This is a genomic window from Uniformispora flossi (genome assembly GCF_049534875.1).
Classification (GTDB): domain Bacteria; phylum Actinomycetota; class Actinomycetes; order Streptomycetales; family Streptomycetaceae; genus Yinghuangia; species Yinghuangia aomiensis.
In genome coordinates this window covers 38115-54545 of sequence record NZ_JBMULZ010000006.1, presented here as the reverse complement: position 1 = coordinate 54545, position 16431 = coordinate 38115, and the positions used below count along the sequence as shown (strand labels likewise).

Here is a 16431-nt window from a genome sequence, read left to right as displayed (position 1 = left end):
CCTGGCCGGCGGCGGTGGCATGGAAGTGGTGCAGCGGCTGCTCGCCAGACGCCGGGTCGACGTAACGGACGCGGTGTTGGCGACGTACGAGTTGCTGGGCGCGGCGCCGGGGGCACTGGGTGACGCGAAGGCGATCGTGCTCACGAGTCCGGGACGCCGCCGCGAGCTGCTCGTGCACCAGCAGGTCGTGGAGGCGCTGGAGCAGAGCGAAAGCCCTACTGCAGCCGGTCGATGACCAGCCACGTCTTGTCGACCCAATCGCGGGTGGTGTCGGGATGGTTCGCCGCGAGCAGGGCGAGGGCTATCAGGGCGCCGATCTGCAGGAGGGGGCTGATCTGGGACAGGCGGCGGCGAAGTTTGCTGCGGGTGGGGTGCGTGCCGGGGGCCCGGACTGCGGCCGCTTCGTGGTGGCGGCGGGGTGCGGTCGGTGTGGTGGGCTTGGCCGGCATGGGTCCCCCTGGGTGTGAGTGTGCCGCGGTGGCGGTGCGCCTATAGAAGGTAAGAAGCGCTGCGGGGGTGGAACGATGCGCGGCAGGGGGAGTTGTTGCCGAGTGGGGACATCGCCGTGACCTGCCGCGTCTGTGCGCGAGGTGCGCGAAGCGCGCGAGGCCGAAGAAGGCCGGCCGCGCCCACGTGTCCGTTCTCACCCGCCCCGTCCCCGGAGTGGATCTTCCCCCGGATAGTTGCGTGATGTATATCAACTATTATGAGCGCTCCACCCCCCGCACCGCGTGACGTCTCGTTGGAGAACGTGCACCGTGCGCTCGAAGCCCTGCTCGCCGCGACCCGCAGCACCCGCCTGCACCGCGAGCTGGCCGCACGTGCCGGCGGCAACCTCACGCGCACCGAGGCGTTCGCGCTCGGGCACATCGTCGCGTTCGGGCCGCTGCGCCTCTCCGCGCTGGCGGAGTTGACCGGGCAGGACCGGTCGATCGCGAGCCGGCAGGTCGACACCCTGGTCAAGGGCGGGCTGGTGCGGCGGGAAGCCGACCCCGACGACGGGCGCGCCCAGCTCCTGCACGCGACCGACGCGGGAGTCGCGCTGTCCCAAGGCCTGCGCGGCGTCTGGTCCGACTGGCTCGCCCGCTCCCTCGACACCTGGACCGACGGCGACCTGGAAACCCTCGCCGCCACGATGTCCCGCTTCGGCAACGACCTCCGCACCCCGAAGAACGACTGAGCACCGCACGTCGGCACGGCAGGACATCAGCACAGCGGGACATCGGCACGGCAGGACATCAGCACGGCAGGACATCAGCACGTCAGCACAGCAGCACCTCGGCACGCCCGACCGAAAAGGAACACCCGTGGTCAACGTCGGCATCTACTTCGACCTGCGCAACCCCGGCCCGATACGCCAAGACTGGGCCAGTCTCTACGCCTTCACGCTGGAGCTGTGCGAAGAGGCCGACCGCCTCGGCGTCCACTCGATCTGGCTCACCGAGCACCACCAGTTCGAGGACGGCTACCTCCCGCAGCCCCTCACCATGGCCGCCGCCGTCGCCGCCCGGACCCGGAACGCCCGGATCGGCACCGGCGTCACCATCGCCCCGCTGCGCCACGCCGCGCACATCGCCGAGGAAGCCGCGATCGTCGACCTGGTGTCCGGCGGCCGCCTCGAACTCGGCCTCGGCACCGGCTACCGCGTCCCCGAGTACGCGCTGTTCGACGCGCAGGACGAGGGCCGCGCGCGCTACGGCGCCACCGACGCCCGCGCCCGCGACATCCGCCGCCTGTGGGACACCGGCGCCATCACCCCGCCGCCCGTCCAGGAGCGCCCCCGCATCTGGCTCGGCTACCAAGGCCCGCAAGGCGCGCGCCGCGCCGGGCTGCTCGGCGAGAGCCTGCTGTCCGCGAACCCGGAGCTGGCCGTGGCCTACCGCAACGGCCTCGCGGAAGGCGGCCACGACCCCGCCACCGCGCGCATGGCCGGGCTGCTCAACGGCTGGATCACGCACGATCCGGAACGCGACTGGCCCGTCGTCTCCGAGGCGCTCGCCCGGCAGTGGAACCAGTACCACCGCTACTCGGTCGAAGGCACCGACATGCCCGTGCCGCCGCCGATCAAGCCGGAACGGTGGCGCGCCCGCGGCGCGAGCGCCAAGCCCGCGCACTTCCTGCACGCCACACCGGAGCAGGCCGCGACCGACATCCGCGCGTACCTCGGCGACGCCCCCGTCGACACCATCTGGTTCTTCGCCACCCTCGGCGGCATGCCGGAGGACCTGGTCCGCGAACACGTCCGGGTGCTCTGCACCGAACTCGCCCCGCGGCTCGCGTAGAGGCAGGGCCCCAGAAGCAGACCCCCAGAAGCAGGGCCCCCAGAGGCAGGGGCCTCGGAAGCAGGGGCCTCGGGGAAGACGAAGGAATCGGGCTCCGCACTGCCCGTCCCCGGAGGAGGCGGGACCGGGCGGCAGCGCGGAGCCCGGCACAAAGGGGCGCCCGGCCCGCTCCGCGGCTCGGAGCGGAACGGACCGGGCGCCGGTCCGGTTCACGGCGTCGGCATGAGCCGTGAACCGAGTCCGTGCGCCGTCAGGCGCGGAACCGCCAGGCCACGTGCGCGGCCCGGGCCCGGATTTGCGCCGCGCGTTCCTCCGCCGACACCGTCGGGGTGTCCGCGGGGAGGTGCTCCCGGAGCTGCGCCAAAGGCACCAGCGAAGCGCGCACCGTCGGCCGGGACCGAACGCCCACCCAGCGGTGCGTGCAGAACACCCGGTCGCGGCCTTCGGTGTCCAGCCAGTTCGGCACGCCCGGATCCGCCGCGGCGATCACCAGGAACGCGTGCCCGTCGGGGCCGCGGTGCGCCTCCCGGTGGTTCACACACGTCGTCCGGTGCGGGAAATCCAGCGACTCGAACCAGCCGATCGACTGCAGCTGTGCGTTCCACTGGGCGGACTCGTCCGGCACCACCTCGACGACCAGGGCCTCGCCGGGGCCGACCCGCACGTCCGCGAACGCGTACACGACGTCCTGGACGCCGCCTTCGACCACGTCGGGTGACGAGAACGTGTTCGGCGGCTGCGCGGTCGCGGTCTCCTCGACCCACGTGTTCCAGTACGAGACCGAGTTCTCCACCATCGCCGCCGCGCCGTCGAGCATCTCGGCGACCCGCTCCGGGGTCAGCGGCGGATGCGGCTCGCCCTGGTTGTCCAGCCGTTCGAGGGCGAACATCGCGGGCTGCGCGGGCTTCCAGTCGTAGTAGAAGTCGCGCACGTGCAGCACGGCCGCTTCCGGGGCGAGCGGGATCCACGGGCCGTCGTAGCCGTCCGGCCGCTCCGCGCACACCAGGATCTCGGCGGTGTCGCCGGGGCCGATGCCGAGCGCGTCCGAGTCGACTTCGGCGGAGATCCCCTTCACGCCCATGTGCATGTTCCCGGCTTTGATCTGCACGATGAACTTCTCGCACGCGTTCATCGCCACGCTCAGCCGGTACGTGCCGTCCCCCGCCACCGGCGCCCGGCGTGCGTTCTGGTCGACGTTCGGCCCGCCCCACCGGTAGACGAGGTTGTTGTGCGTGAACAGCGCCGGATGCCGCGGATCCGTCGCCGCCAGCTGGTACGTCAGCCAGCACGCCACCTGGTTCGCCAGATGCCGGAAGCCCTCGGCCCGGTCCCGGTCCGACCCGGGGAACTCCGGGCCCAGGATCCGGTCGCCGACATCCGCCATCCGCGCACAGAACTCCCGCCATGCGGCACCGGACAGCACGTCCGCGCCGGGCGTCCGCTCCCCGCTCGCGCCACTCGACTGGTCGTCGCTCACGCCGCACCGCCTTCCTCGGGGACCGCGAAGTACGCGCTGTAGTCCGCGAACTCCTTGCGCAGCGCGGCCGCGTCCAGCCGGAAATCGGACAGCTGGTACGTGTGCGCGCCGTGCTTGCCGCGCGGCCGCCCGGCCAGGTACGCGCTCATCGCGTCCTTCGCCTCGTCCGTCAGCTCCCGCCCGAACCGCTCGTACAGCGCGCCCACCGTGCCGATCGGGTCGGTCAGGAAGTCCGCGTAGTGCGAGTCGTGGAACGTCTCCGCAGGCACCCGGTCCGAACGCCGCAGCGCGGTGTACCGGTTGAGCACGCCCGCGTAGAAGTCGACCTGCGTCCGTGCGAGTTCCGGCGCGTCCACGGCGTCGCTGTGCGTCGCGTGGATGGTCGCCAGCAGGCTCGCCAGCGACCCGAGGACCTTCAGCGGGTCGCGGTGCGTCACCGCCACCCGGGCGTCCGGGTACGTGTCGAGCAGCGCGTCGAGCGTGCCCAGGTGCGGCGGTGCCTTGAGCACCCAGCGGCGGCCCGCCGGGTAGCGGCGCTGCAGGATCTGCAGCACGACCTTGTGCGCCCGGTACGCCGGGCGCATGTCGCACGACGCCAGCCACGCGGCATACGACGGCACCCGGAACTTGCCCGGGAAGTCCTCCGACAGGAAGGCGATCGCCTGCGCCGAAATGCACTCCTTCGGCATGCGCGCGCCGCGTTCGTGCATGGCGTCGAACCCGGGCGCGATCATCGCGGTGAGCCGCAGTTCGCGGTTCACCACCGGGATCCGCGGGTCGTCGGCGCCGCTCTCGTCGACACCGCCGGGCTGCGGCGGCGGCACCGGGCGCAGGAACTCCCAGCTTTCCGGGACCCGGTTGGCCGGGTCCTGGGCGAGGAGCGCGTGCAGGATCGACGTGCCGGTGCGCGGTGCGCCGGTGACGAACAGCGGGGCGTCGACGGGCTCGTCGAGGACGCCCGGGTCGTCGCGCAGGTAGCGGGCGATGTGCAGGCGCACCTGGAGCAGCCGCAGGATCTGCTGCCGGATCTCGTAGCGCCCGAGGACGTTGAGGCGGCCTTCGGCCTCCATCGAGTCGACGAGGATGCGGAGCGGTTCCTCGAAGCCGCCGGGGGCACCGAAGTCGAAGTCGCCGAAGTCGTCGAGGCCGGTCGTCGCGCGGGCTTCGCCGAGCAGGTCGGCGACGTCGAGGGGGCGGCCGTACTCCTCGGCGAGGAGCGGCACGCGTCCGGCGTTGACGTCGCGGACCCACGCGTCGGGTTCGGCCGGCGTCCAGTCCTGGCCGGTCATCACGAGGCTCCTTCGTCGTCGAGCAGGATGCCGGCGGCCACGGTGTTGTCGGTGGCTTCGTCGATGAGGATGAAGCCGCCGGTGGCGCGGTTGCGGCGGTAGGCGTCGTACATGACCGGCGTGGTGGCGCGGAGGGTGATCCGGCCGATTTCGTTGAGGCCGAGCGCGGCGGCGTCGCGGTCGCGGTGGCCGGTGTTGACGTCCAGCCGGTAGCGAAGCTCGCCGACCTTGGCGCGGACCGTGCGCGTGGTGTGCTTGAGCGCATACGTGGCACCCGGCCGCAGGTCGCCCTGCTCGCTGAGCCAGCACACCATCGCGTGCAGGTCCTGGCCGGTGCGCGGCCGGTTGAGCGGGCGGCAGATCATGTCGCCGCGCGACACGTCGAGTTCGTCTTCCAGCCGGATCGCGACGGCCATCGGCGCGAACGCTTCCCCGACCGGCCCGTCGGGCCCGTCGATGCCCGCGACGCGGCTGGTCAGGCCGGACGGGAGGACCACGACGTCGTCACCGGGGCGCAGCACGCCGCCGGTCATGGTGCCGGCATACCCGCGGTAGTCGCTGTCGCGGGGGCGGAGCACGTACTGCACGGGGAAACGGGCGTCGATGAGGTTGCGGTCCGACGCGATGTGCACGCTCTCCAGGTGGTGCAGCAGCGAACTGCCTTCGTACCACGACATGTTCTCGCTGCGGGTGACGACGTTGTCGCCGTTGAGCGCGGACATCGGGACGAACGTGATGTCGGCGATGTCGAGCCGCTCGGCGAACGCGGTGAAGTCGTCGCGGATGCCTTCGAACACGGCCTGGTCATAGTCGACGAGGTCCATTTTGTTGACGCACAACACCAAGTGCGGGATGCGCAGCAGCGACGCGAGGAAAGCGTGCCGCCGGGACTGCTCCAGCAGGCCCTTGCGGGCGTCCACGAGCACCATGGCGAGGTCGGCGGTGGACGCGCCGGTCACCATGTTGCGCGTGTACTGGATGTGCCCGGGGGTGTCCGCGATGATGAACTTCCGCCGCGGGGTGGCGAAGTACCGGTAGGCCACGTCGATCGTGATGCCTTGCTCGCGCTCGGCGCGCAGCCCGTCGGTGAGCAGCGACAGGTCGGTCTGCGCGTGTCCGCGGCGCCGCGAGGTGTCCTCGACGGAGGCGAGCTGGTCGTCGAAGATGCCCTTGGAGTCGTAGAGCAAACGGCCGATGAGCGTGGACTTGCCGTCGTCGACGGAGCCCGCGGTGGCGATGCGGAGCATGTCGACGGGGCGTTCGCCGGTGTCCGGGGCGGCGGCGGGGGACAGGGTGTCGGTCATGTCTAGAAGTACCCTTCGCGCTTGCGGTCTTCCATGCCGGCCTCGGATATCCGGTCGTCCGCGCGGGTCGCGCCGCGCTCGGTGATGCGGGTCGCGGCGATCTCCGCGGCGACTTCGCGGGCGTCCGCCGCGGTCGAGCGGACCGCGCCGGTGCCGGTCGCGTCGCCGATGGTGCGGAACCGGACGGTCTCCTCGAACGGCTCTTCGCCGTCCAGCGGCGTGAGGAACTCGGTGACGCCCAGCAGCATGCCGTCCCGCTCGAACACGGTGCGGCGGTGCGCGTAGTACAGCGGCGGCAGGACGATGTCCTCCTCGGCGATGTACTGCCAGATGTCCAGCTCGGTCCAGTTGGACAGCGGGAAGACCCGGATGTGCTCGCCGTGCCGGTGCCGGCCGTTGTAGAGGTTCCACAGCTCGGGGCGCTGGTTCTTCGGGTCCCACTGGCCGAATTCGTCGCGGAAGCTGAACACGCGCTCCTTCGCGCGGGCCTTCTCCTCGTCGCGCCGGGCGCCGCCGAACACCGCGTCGAACCGGTACTTCTCGATCGCGTCCAGCAGCGTGGTGGTCTGCAGCCGGTTGCGCGACGCGCGCGGGCCCTTCTCCTCGACGACCCGTCCGCTGTCGATGGACTCCTGCACGGAAGCCACCACCAGCTGCACCCCGGTCTCCTCGGCCCGCCGGTCGCGGAACTCGATCACCTCGGGGAAGTTGTGCCCGGTGTCCACGTGCATGACGGGGAACGGCAGCGCACACGGCGCGAACGCCTTCAGCGCGAGGTGCAGCATGACCACCGAGTCCTTGCCGCCGGAGAACAGCAGCACGGGGTTCTCGAACTCGGCCGCGACCTCGCGGATGATGTGGATGGCCTCGGCCTCCAAGGCCTTCAAGTGAGTGAGCCGGTAGGTCACTGGGGCTCCGATTCTCGTCGCACGACCGCAGTCGTTAGGCTGCCGCGCCGCGAACCTGACGGCTTGTCAGTTCCTGCAAAGTATCTTCTAATGAAGTTACTTATCAAGAAGGTATCGGGGAAGGGTTGGGGATGACCGAGGAGACAGTGGTCACTGCGGGTGCGGACCAGGCGCCGGCGGACATGGACGCCTTGGCGTGGCCCGCGCCGCACGCGGACGACGTCGCCTGCGCGGCGTGGCTCGCCCGCGAGGCCGGGCGGATCCTGCTCGGGCTCCGCGGCGAGGGCGGCAAGGAAGCGGGCAAGCGCGGCGACCGCGGCGCGCACGAGTTCCTCGTCGCCGCGCTCGCCCGGCTCCGCCCGGACGACGCCGTGCTGTCCGAGGAAGGCGCCGACGACCCGGTGCGGCTCGGCGCGGACCGGGTGTGGATCGTCGACCCTCTCGACGGCACCCGCGAGTACGGCGAACCCGGCCGGACCGACTGGGCCGTGCACGTCGCCCTCTGGTCCCGGGGCACCCTGACCGCGGGCGCGGTCGCGCTGCCCGCCCGGGACGCCGTCCTCACCAGCGGCGCCGACGGCCACCCGCCGCTCCCGGCCCGCCCCGACGGGGAGCCGATCCGCCTCGCGGTCAGCCGCAGCCGTCCGCCCGCCCTCGTCGGCGACCTGACCGAAGCTCTCGGCGCCCGCACGGTGCCGATGGGCTCGGCCGGCGTGAAGGCCATGTCGGTAGTGCTGGGCGAGAGCGACGCCTACGTGCACGCGGGCGGACAGTACGAGTGGGACTCGGCGGCCCCGGTCGCCGTCGCCCGGGCCGCCGGACTGCACACGAGCCGCATCGACGGCTCACCGCTCGCCTACAACCGCGAGGACCCGAAGCTCCCCGATCTGGTGATCTGCCGGGTCGAGTTCGCGGAGCGGATCCTGGCGGCACTGCGGCCGCTGGTCTGAGGCGGGGGGCGGGGGGGGCGGCCGATCGGAGGCCGCCCCACCAGCACGAACGCTGTCGGTCCCACCCGGCAAACTGGCCCCATGCTTCCCACCCTGCCGCTGCCCCTGCCTGCCGAAGTCGTCGACACGTACGCCATCGACCTGGCCGCCCCGTACACCGCAGGCTGGGGCTACCAGCACCTCGACGCCGCCTACGGCCCCGGCGGCGACCTGTACGTCCTCTCCCACCTCGGCCGCTACAAGCCCGGCGGCGAGGCCGCGGAGAACCCGCACGACCGGACGGTGTCCCTCAGCGTCCTCGCCCGCTACGCGGCGGACGGCGGCGGGGAACCGGCGTCGATCGCGGTCGTGCGCCGCCGCACCCGGTGGTCGAAGTTCGGCGACGCGTGGGACTTCCGCCTCGCCGTCCTCCCCGACGGCACGGTGGCGCTGTGCGGGCGGCACGACAACACCTACCTGTTCGATGCGGAGCTGACCCGCGAGATCGGCGCGTACACGCAGAACTCGCACCGGCGCGCCTACGAGGACTACGAGCCCGGCACGCCCTTCGCCTCCCGCATCGCGGTGACACCCGGCGGACGCCTGCTGTGCGTCACCGCCGAGTACGGCACCAACCAGTACGGCAACTTCTCCGCGAACCTGATCGGCATCGCCGACACCGCGCCGACCGCAGGCGACCGCCCGACCATCCACGCATTCGCCTCCCTCGACGCGCGGCCCCAGCACCAGGGTCCGGAACTCGACGTCAGCTCCTACGTGATGCACGAAGGCCGCCCCGTCGGCCTGGAACACCGCCCGGAACCCGCCCTCGGCGACCTCGTCGCGGAGGAATGGGCGGGGCTCTACCAGCGGCGCCGCAAGTGGCTCGGCGCCCCGCAGCCGCTCGCCGACGACCGGTTCGTCGTCCCCGTGTTCGCCGAACTCTTCCGCAGCGGCAACCGCGGGAACGCGTTCACGTTCGCGCTCGTCGACGACAAGGGCGCCGTCCTCGGGAAGCTCCGCGGCATGCACGCCTACCAGGACAGCCCGTACACCGGCGGGTGCTACCAGGTCGCCACCGACCCGGCGCGCGGCCGCGTCTACCACCTGAACCGCTACGGCCTCTACGCCTGGGACGCCGACGGCGAACTCCTCGCCAAGGTCTCCACCGGCATCAAGCCGTTCAGCCTGCTGAAGAACTTCAGCCTGCTCGGCTGCTCGCCCGACGGCGACCTCGTCCTCGCGCAGGACAAGCAGCACCTGCTCGCCCGCGTCCCCGTCCCGGCCGACGACCTCGCCGGCGGCCTCGGGACCGCGGTCGAGACCGGACTGGCCGCGTTCGGGAAGCACCGCACCGCGCTCAAGAAGCAGTGGACGCAGGAAGCCTGGCACTGGACGTACCGGCCCGAGGCAGGGCGGTTGCACGAGTTGTAGCCGACCTCGTCGCGACTCGGCCCTGCCCCGGTTCGGGGCAGTGCCGATTCGGCGTAGTTCCGGTTTCGGCAACAGCGTTTGCCGGAACCGGAACACCCGGGGTGCAATCGAACCGTGGAACCCACCGACGACCCCGGCACCGACCCCAGCACGGGCACCGGCCCGAGCCCCGACCCGATCGCCGAAGCCCTGTCCGGCGTCGGCCCGCGCCTGCGCAGGCTCCGTACCGACCGCGGCGTGACCCTGACCGCGCTCGCCGAGACGACCGGGATCTCCAAGAGCACGCTGTCCCGCCTGGAATCCGGCGGGCGGCGGCCCAGCCTTGAGCTGCTGCTGCCGATCGCGCAGGCATACCAGGTGCCGCTCGACGAACTCGTAGGCGCCCCGGCGGTCGGCGACCCGCGGGTCCGCCTGACGCCGCACAAGCTCCCGGACCGCACGGTCATTCCGCTGACCCGCCAGCCGGGGCCGTTGCAGGCCTGGAAGACGGTGATGCCGGGCGGCCCGACGGACTGCACGCCGGTCACCCACGAAGGCTACGAGTGGCTGTACGTCCTGGCCGGCCGCCTGCGCCTGGTCGTCGGCGACCGCACGCTCGTCCTCGGCGCGGGCGAGGCCGCCGAGTTCGACACCCGGCTGCCGCACTGCTTCGGCCCTGCCGACGCGCGCCCGGTGGAAATCCTCAGCCTCTTCGGCCGCCAGGGCGAGCGCATGCACGTCCGCGCGGCACCGAAGAGCCGCTGCGCCGCTTCCGACTGACCACTTCCGACTGAACCTTCCGGCCGACCCTTCCGGCCGACCGGTCCGCCCGGACCGGCCGGACACGGCGAAGCCGCCGGGCGGCGAAAGCCACCCGGCGGCCCGTGTTCCTCCCGAACCCGCCCCGCGGTGCGGGGCGGGCGGACGACGGCGAAGCGTCAGCCGTTGTTGGCGAGGATGTCGGAGAGGACGTGCGAGAGCACGTCGTCGCCGTTCTGCTGCACCGAGTTGTTGGTGCAGGTCTGGTTCTGCGAGTCGTTCAGCAGGTCCTGGACGCCGACGCCCAGACCCACGACCGCGCCGACCGGCACCTGGGCGCTGACCTTCTGGACATCGAAGCAGTTCAGCGCGCCGCCGTTGACCACACCGAAGTTCGGGCTGCCAAGGCCGTTCGTGCTGGTGTTGCCGATGTTCTGCTTGGCCGAGTTGCCGATGAAGTTGGTGTGCTGGCCGTTGTTGCCGCCCGCCATCGCGGCGGGAGCGGCAGCGGCGACCACGCCGACCGCAGCGGCGACGACGGAAGCGGAGGCAGCGACCTTCTTGAGGGTCTGGGACATCGGTATTCCTTTTCGCGATTTCGCAGGAGGGGTGGTGGTGCGGTGTTGCGCGTCCGGACGGCCGGGCCCGGCGTTCCGGGCCCGGCCGTCCGGACGTGGATCGGCCGGTGCGTCAGCCGTTGTCGGAGAGGATCCCCGACAGCACGTGCGACAGCGGGCCGTCGCCGTTCTCCTGCACCGAGTTGTTGGTGCAGGTCTGGTTCTGCGAGTTGTTCAGGAGGTCCTGGACGCCGATGCCCGCGCCGATGAGAGCGCCGACCGGGACCTGGGCGCTGACCTTCTGGATGTCGAAGCAGTCGAGCACGCCGCCGTTCACCAGGGCGAAGTTCGGGCTGAAGTAGCCGTCGCTCGAGGTGTTGCCGACGTTCTGCTTGGCCGAGTTGCCGACGAAGTTGGTGTGCTGGCCGTTGTTGCCGCCCGCCATCGCGGCGGGAGCGGCCGTCGCCACGACGCCGACCGCTGCCGCGACAACGGCGGACGAAGCGGCGACCTTCTTGAGCACGTGGGCCATCGATAGTCCTTCTCGGGAGGAGGGTGATCCAGCGGGTGTTGCTTTGCTGCCGGGGCACTGCCGGGGGCACTGCCTGCGCTCCCTGACAAACTCGCAACTCGCAATTTGGTTGCGGCAGTTCACCCTTAAGGATCAAGCGCCACCCGCGAGAGCGGTTTCGTCTGACCCATTCGGGTGGAATTTCGCGGCTACCCGTGGCCAAAAGCCACCTGTCCCAATCAACGACGCACTCAGCCCCCAAGTCACGCCGAATCCGGTCGAGCACCACCGAACGGACGAGCCTTCGCGGCCCCGGGCCGCGCCCCCGATGGCTGTTGATCATGCGGCCGATCTGCGGCAGGGTCTGATGGCCCGTCACCTCCGCGCCGCGGCGCGGGCCGAGAGGAGATGACCGTGGATTTCTCCATGTCGCTGCCGTTGCTCGTGGACCCCGGGGCCCGCGACCCCTACCGCGAGACCTTCGAACTCGCCCGGATCGCCGAAGCGAGCGGCTTCCACACGGTCACCATCGGCCACCACCACTTCATGCCCGGCAACCTCGGCGACCCGCTCACCTTCCTCGCCGCCGTCGCCGCCCGCACCGACACGCTCCGGGTCGGCACCGGCATCTTCCAGTTGCCCGTGCACAACCCGATCCGGGTCGCCGAACAGGTCGCCCTCATCGACCAGATATCCGGCGGCCGCATCTCCCTCGGCGTCGGCATGGGCTGGTGGCCGCTGGAGTACGAGGTCCACGGCTCGGAATTCCGCCGTCGCGGCGCCCGCATGGAAGAAGCCCTGAAGATCCTCCGCCACGTCTGGACCACCGAGGACACCGGCTGGGAGGGCGAATTCTGGTCCTTCCCCGACCTCACCGTGCATCCCCGCCCGGTCCAGGACCCGCACCCGCCGCTGTGGGTCGCGGGCGTCGCCGACGTCGCCGTCGACCGCGCCGCCCGACTCGGCGACGCCTGGCTGTGCGGCCCGGTCCAATCCCTCGGCAAGGCCCAGTCCTGCCTCGACGTCTACCGCGCCTCCTGCGCCGCGCACGGCACCCGCCCCGACTGGATCCTGCGCCGCTACGCGTGGCTCGGCACCGACCACGACCAGGTCGCCGCCGACGTCCTCCCGCACTACGTCGACGGCCTCATGGACCACTGGCGCGAGTCGGCCGAGGACGACACCGAGAAGGCCCTGTTCGCCCGCCTCGACGCCGGGGAGAAGATCTCCGCCGAGGAGATCGCCGCCGACCGCCTCCTGTGGGGCAGCCCCGACGACGTGATCGGGCAGGTGCGCCGCTACGCCGACGCCACCGGCTGCACCCACGTCCACGCCGCCTTCGGCGCGGGCCTGCCCGGCAACCATGCGCGCGCGTCCCTCGGCACGTTCGACGAGATCGCCGCCATGGTGAAACTGTTCGGACGCGAGGTCATCCCGGCGTTCCGGTAGCGGGCTGTGCCGCCGGCACCGGCCTACGGGTCAGTGCCGGGCTTCGGCTTCCACGAGTGCTTTGATGTGCGCGTTGCGCTCGGCGATCAGCTTGACCATGTACCGCCGCAGGACGAGCGCGTCCACGGCGCGCCCCAGGACGCCGAGTGGGGACGTGAACGCGACGACGTCGCGCATCACCGTCCCGCTCCCGTTCCCGGCGGCGTCGTCGGCGGCGAAGTGGTGCTCGTGCCGCCACCGCCGGAACGGGCCGCGCTGCTGTTCGTCGACGAAGAAGCCCGGCCGGTCATACGCGGTGATTGCCGAGGTCATCCGCCACCACACCCCGAAATGCCGGGCCCGCCACGTCACCGTGTCGCCCAGCCGCATGCCGCCCGCGGACACGCCGCCGACGACGCGCTCGCCGGAGTCGGCCATCGACGCCGTGTGCACGTCCACGTCCAGCGACGCGTCGAACACGCGCTCGGGCGGAGCCGCGATGCGGATGACCAGCTCGAAGGTCGGCATGGCGGGAGCGTAGAACGCACCCGGCACCGGGCCGCGCGCGGGTAGCGGGTCAGTCGTGCGCGACCGGGTGGCGCGGCTCGTAAAGGCCCAGATCGCCGCCCCCGGGCAGCCGCAGCGACGTCTTGAGCCCCCAACCGGCGTCCGTCACCGGTTCGGTGAACTCCGCTCCCTTGGCCTCCAGTTCGGCCATGGTCGCGCGCACGTCGTCGCACATCAGGAACACCTCGTGCGCGAACCCCTCGGCCGGATGCACCGCCGCCTCCGCGGGCGGCAGCCGGAAGATCAGCCAGCCGCGGCCCGCGTCGACGTGCGCGAAACCGAGGACGTCCTTGAGGAACGCCCGATCGGCGTCGGCATCGCGGCTGTAGATGATGACGTGCGCGCCGTTGATCACCCTTCCACGCTAACTTCGGCACCCCGCGGAACCCGGCAACGGCGCGCCTATCGCCGCGCTCTGCGGAATTCGCCCCCGCCGGCGCCCCCGTTCCGCGTCCCGGCGACGCAGTCTTGGAGTAAGGGGCCTCGGGATCCGGGGCCTCGCCGCGAGATGCGGGGAAATCCGGGAGCGGGCGATGAGGCAAAGCGTCAGGCTCGGCACCATCAGAGGCGTACCCGTCGGCGCCCACTGGTCCACGGTGGCCATCTTCGGGCTGATCGTGGCACTCCTCGCCACCCGCATCCTGCCGGCCGCCGCCGGCAACCCGTCGCCCGTCGTCGCGTGGGCCGTCGCCATCCCCACCGGCGCGCTGTTCCTGGCCTCGCTGCTCGCCCACGAAGCCGCCCACGCCGTGGTCGCCCGCCGGCACGGCATGCGCGTCAAGTCCGTGACCCTGTGGCTGCTCGGCGGCGTCGCCGAACTCGAAGAGGAACCCCCGGACTGGCGTACCGACTTGCGCGTCGCCCTGGCCGGCCCCGCGACCAGCTTCGCGGCCGGCGCCGCCGGCGTCGGACTCGCCTATGCCGCCGCGGCCGCCGACCTGCCCGACGTCCTCGCGCTGGCCCTGCTCTGGACCGGCGGTACCAACCTGCTCCTCGCCGTCTTCAACCTGCTGCCCGGCGCCCCGCTCGACGGCGGCCGGGTGCTGCGCGCCGTCATGTGGCGGCACACCGGCGAACGCGACCGCGCCGCGCGCGCCGCCGCCCGCGCCGGACGGATCCTCGGCGCCGTGTTCATCGGCGGCGGCGCGTTCCTGGTGCTGACCGGGGTGACCGCCGACGGCCTGTGGTTCATGCTGCTCGGCTGGTTCGTGGTCGGCGCCGCGGCGGGCGAGGAAGCCCGCAGCACGCTCGGCCGCGGCCTCGAAGGGCTGCTGGTGCGCGACGTCATGACGTCCGCCCCCGACACCGTCGGCTCGTGGACCACCGTCGCCGACTGCGCCGAACGCCTGGTCACCGGCTCCCGGCAGTCCGTCTTCCCGGTCGTCGGCTTCGACGGTCAGCCGGTCGGCGTCGTCACCCTCCGCATGCTCGCCGCCGTCCCCGCCCGCCTGCGCGCCGACACCCGCGTCGAGGCCGTCGCCCGCCCGGTCCACCGGCTCCTGGCCCCGGACGAGCCCGCCGACCAGGTCCTCACCGCCCTCACCTCGGGCAGCCACGCCGCCTTGGTCCTGGACGACGGCCGCCTCGTCGGCATGGTCACCCACGACGACATCGCCCGCCTCCAGCACCACGCGGCGCTCCGCGGCCGCCCGGCGGAACCGCCGCGGCCGTGACGGGGACGTCTCCCCAACGCCTCCCCATCGACCGCCGAACGCGCTGCGCCCCGGAGACGGATCCGGCGATACGGAGCGTCCACGGGGCTGCGCGTGGCCGTGACCTGCGGGTTGGCTTACTTGGGCAGGTTCCGTGCCATCACGATCCGCTGCACCTGGTTGGTGCCCTCGTAGATCTGCGTGATCTTCGCGTCGCGCATCATGCGCTCCACCGGGTAGTCCCGCGTGTAGCCGTAGCCGCCGAGGAGCTGGATGGCGTCGACGGTGATCTCCATGGCGACGTCGGACGCGTAGCACTTGGCGGCGGCGCCGAAGAAGGTGAGGTCGTCGTCGCCGCGCTCGGACTTCGCCGCGGCCTGGTAGGTCAGCGCGCGGGCGGCCTCCAGCTTCATGGCCATGTCCGCGAGCATGAACTGGATGCCCTGGAACTCGGCGATCGCCTTGCCGAACTGCTTGCGCTCCTGGACGTACTGCTTGGCGTAGTCGAGCGCGCCCTGGGCGATGCCCAGCGCCTGGGCGGCGATGGTGACGCGGGTGTGGTCGAGGGTCGCCATCGCGGTCGCGAAGCCGGTGCCCTCGGCGCCGATCATGCGGTCGGCCGGGATCCGCACCCGGTCGAGGTAGACCTCGCGGGTGGGGGAGCCCTTGATGCCGAGCTTCTTCTCGGGTGCCCCGAACGACACGCCTTCGTCGGACTTCTCCACCACGAACGCGGAGATGCCCTTGGAACGCTTGTCCGGGTCGGTGACGGCCATGACCGTGTAGTACTCGGACACCCCGGCGTTGGTGATCCACCGCTTCACGCCGTCGAGCACCCAGAAGTCGCCGTCGCGGACCGCGCGGGTGCGCATCGACGCGGCGTCCGAGCCCGCCTCGGGCTCGGACAGGCAGTACGAGAACATCGCCTCGCCCGCGGCGACCGGGGTGAGGTAGCGCTGCTTCAGCTCCTCCGAACCGGACAGGATGAGCGGCATCGTGCCGAGCTTGTTCACCGCCGGGAGGAGCGACGACGACGCGCACACCCGCGCGACCTCCTCGATCACGATCACCGTCGCGAGGGCGTCGGCACCGGCGCCGCCGTACTCCTCGGGGATGTGCACCGCGGTCAGGTCCGCGGCGCGCAGCGCGTCGAGGGCTTCCTGCGGGAACCGGCCGGCTTCGTCCACGTCGGCCGCGAACGGTGCGATCTTCGCCTCCGCCAACCCGCGCACCGTGTCCCGGAGCATCGCGTGCTCCTCCGAGACCCGGAACAGATCGAAATCACTACGACCGGCCATGATCAGGTTCTGCCTTCCAACGACGTGCACAAAAGGACGAAAAAGGGGGGGAGGCGT

The 16431-nt window shown here is 71.8% G+C and carries 18 protein-coding genes; 8 read left to right on the top strand and 10 right to left on the bottom strand.

Annotated features, from left to right (window positions below):
* Nucleotides 1-19 precede the first annotated feature (19 nt).
* The gene (locus ACPA54_RS15425; RefSeq protein ID WP_423530005.1) at nucleotides 20-235 is read left to right on the top strand and encodes a hypothetical protein; all 216 of its coding nucleotides are present in this window, start codon (nucleotides 20-22) and stop codon (nucleotides 233-235) included.
* On the opposite strand, the gene ACPA54_RS15420 is transcribed toward ACPA54_RS15425, so the two are convergent.
* Nucleotides 216-449 carry a hypothetical protein gene (locus ACPA54_RS15420; protein ID WP_423530003.1) on the bottom strand — a complete coding sequence of 78 codons (234 nt, stop codon included), beginning with the start codon at nucleotides 447-449 and terminating at the stop codon, nucleotides 216-218. The two genes, ACPA54_RS15425 and ACPA54_RS15420, sit on opposite strands and share 20 nt — an antisense overlap.
* A gap of 257 nt (nucleotides 450-706) precedes the next feature.
* Between ACPA54_RS15420 and ACPA54_RS15415 the strand changes: the two genes are divergently transcribed.
* Both ACPA54_RS15415 and ACPA54_RS15410 read left to right on the top strand, forming a co-directional pair.
* On the top strand, nucleotides 707-1180 hold the full coding sequence (locus ACPA54_RS15415; protein ID WP_423530001.1) for a MarR family winged helix-turn-helix transcriptional regulator: 474 nt from the start codon (nucleotides 707-709) through the stop codon (nucleotides 1178-1180).
* Nucleotides 1181-1307: 127 nt separating this feature from the next.
* Nucleotides 1308-2282: an LLM class flavin-dependent oxidoreductase gene (locus tag ACPA54_RS15410; protein WP_423529999.1), complete on the top strand. Its 975-nt coding sequence runs from the start codon at nucleotides 1308-1310 to the stop codon at nucleotides 2280-2282.
* Between the two features lie 250 nt (nucleotides 2283-2532).
* Here the strand turns inward: ACPA54_RS15410 and ACPA54_RS15405 are convergent, their stop codons facing one another.
* The 4 genes from ACPA54_RS15405 to cysD are packed head-to-tail and all read right to left on the bottom strand — an operon-like array spanning nucleotide 2533 to nucleotide 7260.
* Entirely contained in the window at nucleotides 2533-3759 is a 1227-nt protein-coding gene (locus tag ACPA54_RS15405) for a hypothetical protein (protein WP_423529997.1), read from the bottom strand.
* Nucleotides 3756-5048: a sulfotransferase family protein gene (locus tag ACPA54_RS15400; protein WP_423529995.1), complete on the bottom strand. Its 1293-nt coding sequence runs from the start codon at nucleotides 5046-5048 to the stop codon at nucleotides 3756-3758. The genes ACPA54_RS15405 and ACPA54_RS15400 overlap by 4 nt, the downstream gene beginning before the upstream one ends.
* On the bottom strand, nucleotides 5048-6352 hold the full coding sequence (locus ACPA54_RS15395) for a sulfate adenylyltransferase subunit 1 (protein ID WP_423529993.1): 1305 nt from the start codon (nucleotides 6350-6352) through the stop codon (nucleotides 5048-5050). The genes ACPA54_RS15400 and ACPA54_RS15395 overlap by 1 nt, the downstream gene beginning before the upstream one ends.
* A 2-nt stretch (nucleotides 6353-6354) precedes the next feature.
* A complete protein-coding gene (cysD, locus tag ACPA54_RS15390; protein WP_423529991.1) occupies nucleotides 6355-7260 on the bottom strand; it encodes a sulfate adenylyltransferase subunit CysD in 906 nt (301 codons plus the stop codon).
* Between the two features lie 131 nt (nucleotides 7261-7391).
* On the opposite strand from cysD, the gene ACPA54_RS15385 reads away from it, so the two are divergent.
* The 3 genes from ACPA54_RS15385 (at nucleotide 7392) to ACPA54_RS15375 (ending at nucleotide 10382) form a co-directional block, all read left to right on the top strand.
* Entirely contained in the window at nucleotides 7392-8210 is an 819-nt protein-coding gene (locus tag ACPA54_RS15385) for a 3'(2'),5'-bisphosphate nucleotidase CysQ (RefSeq protein ID WP_423529989.1), read from the top strand.
* Nucleotides 8211-8291: 81 nt separating this feature from the next.
* A complete protein-coding gene (locus ACPA54_RS15380) occupies nucleotides 8292-9623 on the top strand; it encodes a hypothetical protein (protein ID WP_423529987.1) in 1332 nt (443 codons plus the stop codon).
* A 177-nt stretch (nucleotides 9624-9800) separates the two neighbouring features.
* A complete protein-coding gene (locus tag ACPA54_RS15375) occupies nucleotides 9801-10382 on the top strand; it encodes a helix-turn-helix domain-containing protein (RefSeq protein WP_423530595.1) in 582 nt (193 codons plus the stop codon).
* A gap of 158 nt (nucleotides 10383-10540) precedes the next feature.
* Here ACPA54_RS15375 and ACPA54_RS15370 read toward each other — a convergent pair whose 3' ends face one another.
* Both ACPA54_RS15370 and ACPA54_RS15365 read right to left on the bottom strand, forming a co-directional pair.
* Nucleotides 10541-10939 carry a rodlin gene (locus tag ACPA54_RS15370; protein ID WP_423529985.1) on the bottom strand — a complete coding sequence of 133 codons (399 nt, stop codon included), beginning with the start codon at nucleotides 10937-10939 and terminating at the stop codon, nucleotides 10541-10543.
* 112 nt (nucleotides 10940-11051) lie between these two features.
* Entirely contained in the window at nucleotides 11052-11450 is a 399-nt protein-coding gene (locus tag ACPA54_RS15365; protein WP_423529984.1) for a rodlin, read from the bottom strand.
* Nucleotides 11451-11843: 393 nt separating this feature from the next.
* On the opposite strand from ACPA54_RS15365, the gene ACPA54_RS15360 reads away from it, so the two are divergent.
* A complete protein-coding gene (locus ACPA54_RS15360; protein ID WP_423529982.1) occupies nucleotides 11844-12878 on the top strand; it encodes an LLM class flavin-dependent oxidoreductase in 1035 nt (344 codons plus the stop codon).
* 30 nt (nucleotides 12879-12908) lie between these two features.
* Here the strand turns inward: ACPA54_RS15360 and ACPA54_RS15355 are convergent, their stop codons facing one another.
* Together ACPA54_RS15355 and ACPA54_RS15350 are read right to left on the bottom strand one after the other, a co-directional pair.
* Nucleotides 12909-13385 carry an SRPBCC family protein gene (locus tag ACPA54_RS15355; RefSeq protein ID WP_423529980.1) on the bottom strand — a complete coding sequence of 159 codons (477 nt, stop codon included), beginning with the start codon at nucleotides 13383-13385 and terminating at the stop codon, nucleotides 12909-12911.
* A gap of 49 nt (nucleotides 13386-13434) precedes the next feature.
* On the bottom strand, nucleotides 13435-13779 hold the full coding sequence (locus tag ACPA54_RS15350; RefSeq protein ID WP_423529978.1) for a VOC family protein: 345 nt from the start codon (nucleotides 13777-13779) through the stop codon (nucleotides 13435-13437).
* A 178-nt stretch (nucleotides 13780-13957) separates the two neighbouring features.
* Between ACPA54_RS15350 and ACPA54_RS15345 the strand changes: the two genes are divergently transcribed.
* On the top strand, nucleotides 13958-15097 hold the full coding sequence (locus tag ACPA54_RS15345) for a site-2 protease family protein (protein ID WP_423529976.1): 1140 nt from the start codon (nucleotides 13958-13960) through the stop codon (nucleotides 15095-15097).
* A gap of 116 nt (nucleotides 15098-15213) precedes the next feature.
* Here the strand turns inward: ACPA54_RS15345 and ACPA54_RS15340 are convergent, their stop codons facing one another.
* The gene (locus tag ACPA54_RS15340; protein ID WP_345676193.1) at nucleotides 15214-16374 is read right to left on the bottom strand and encodes an acyl-CoA dehydrogenase family protein; all 1161 of its coding nucleotides are present in this window, start codon (nucleotides 16372-16374) and stop codon (nucleotides 15214-15216) included.
* Nucleotides 16375-16431: the final 57 nt, after the last annotated feature.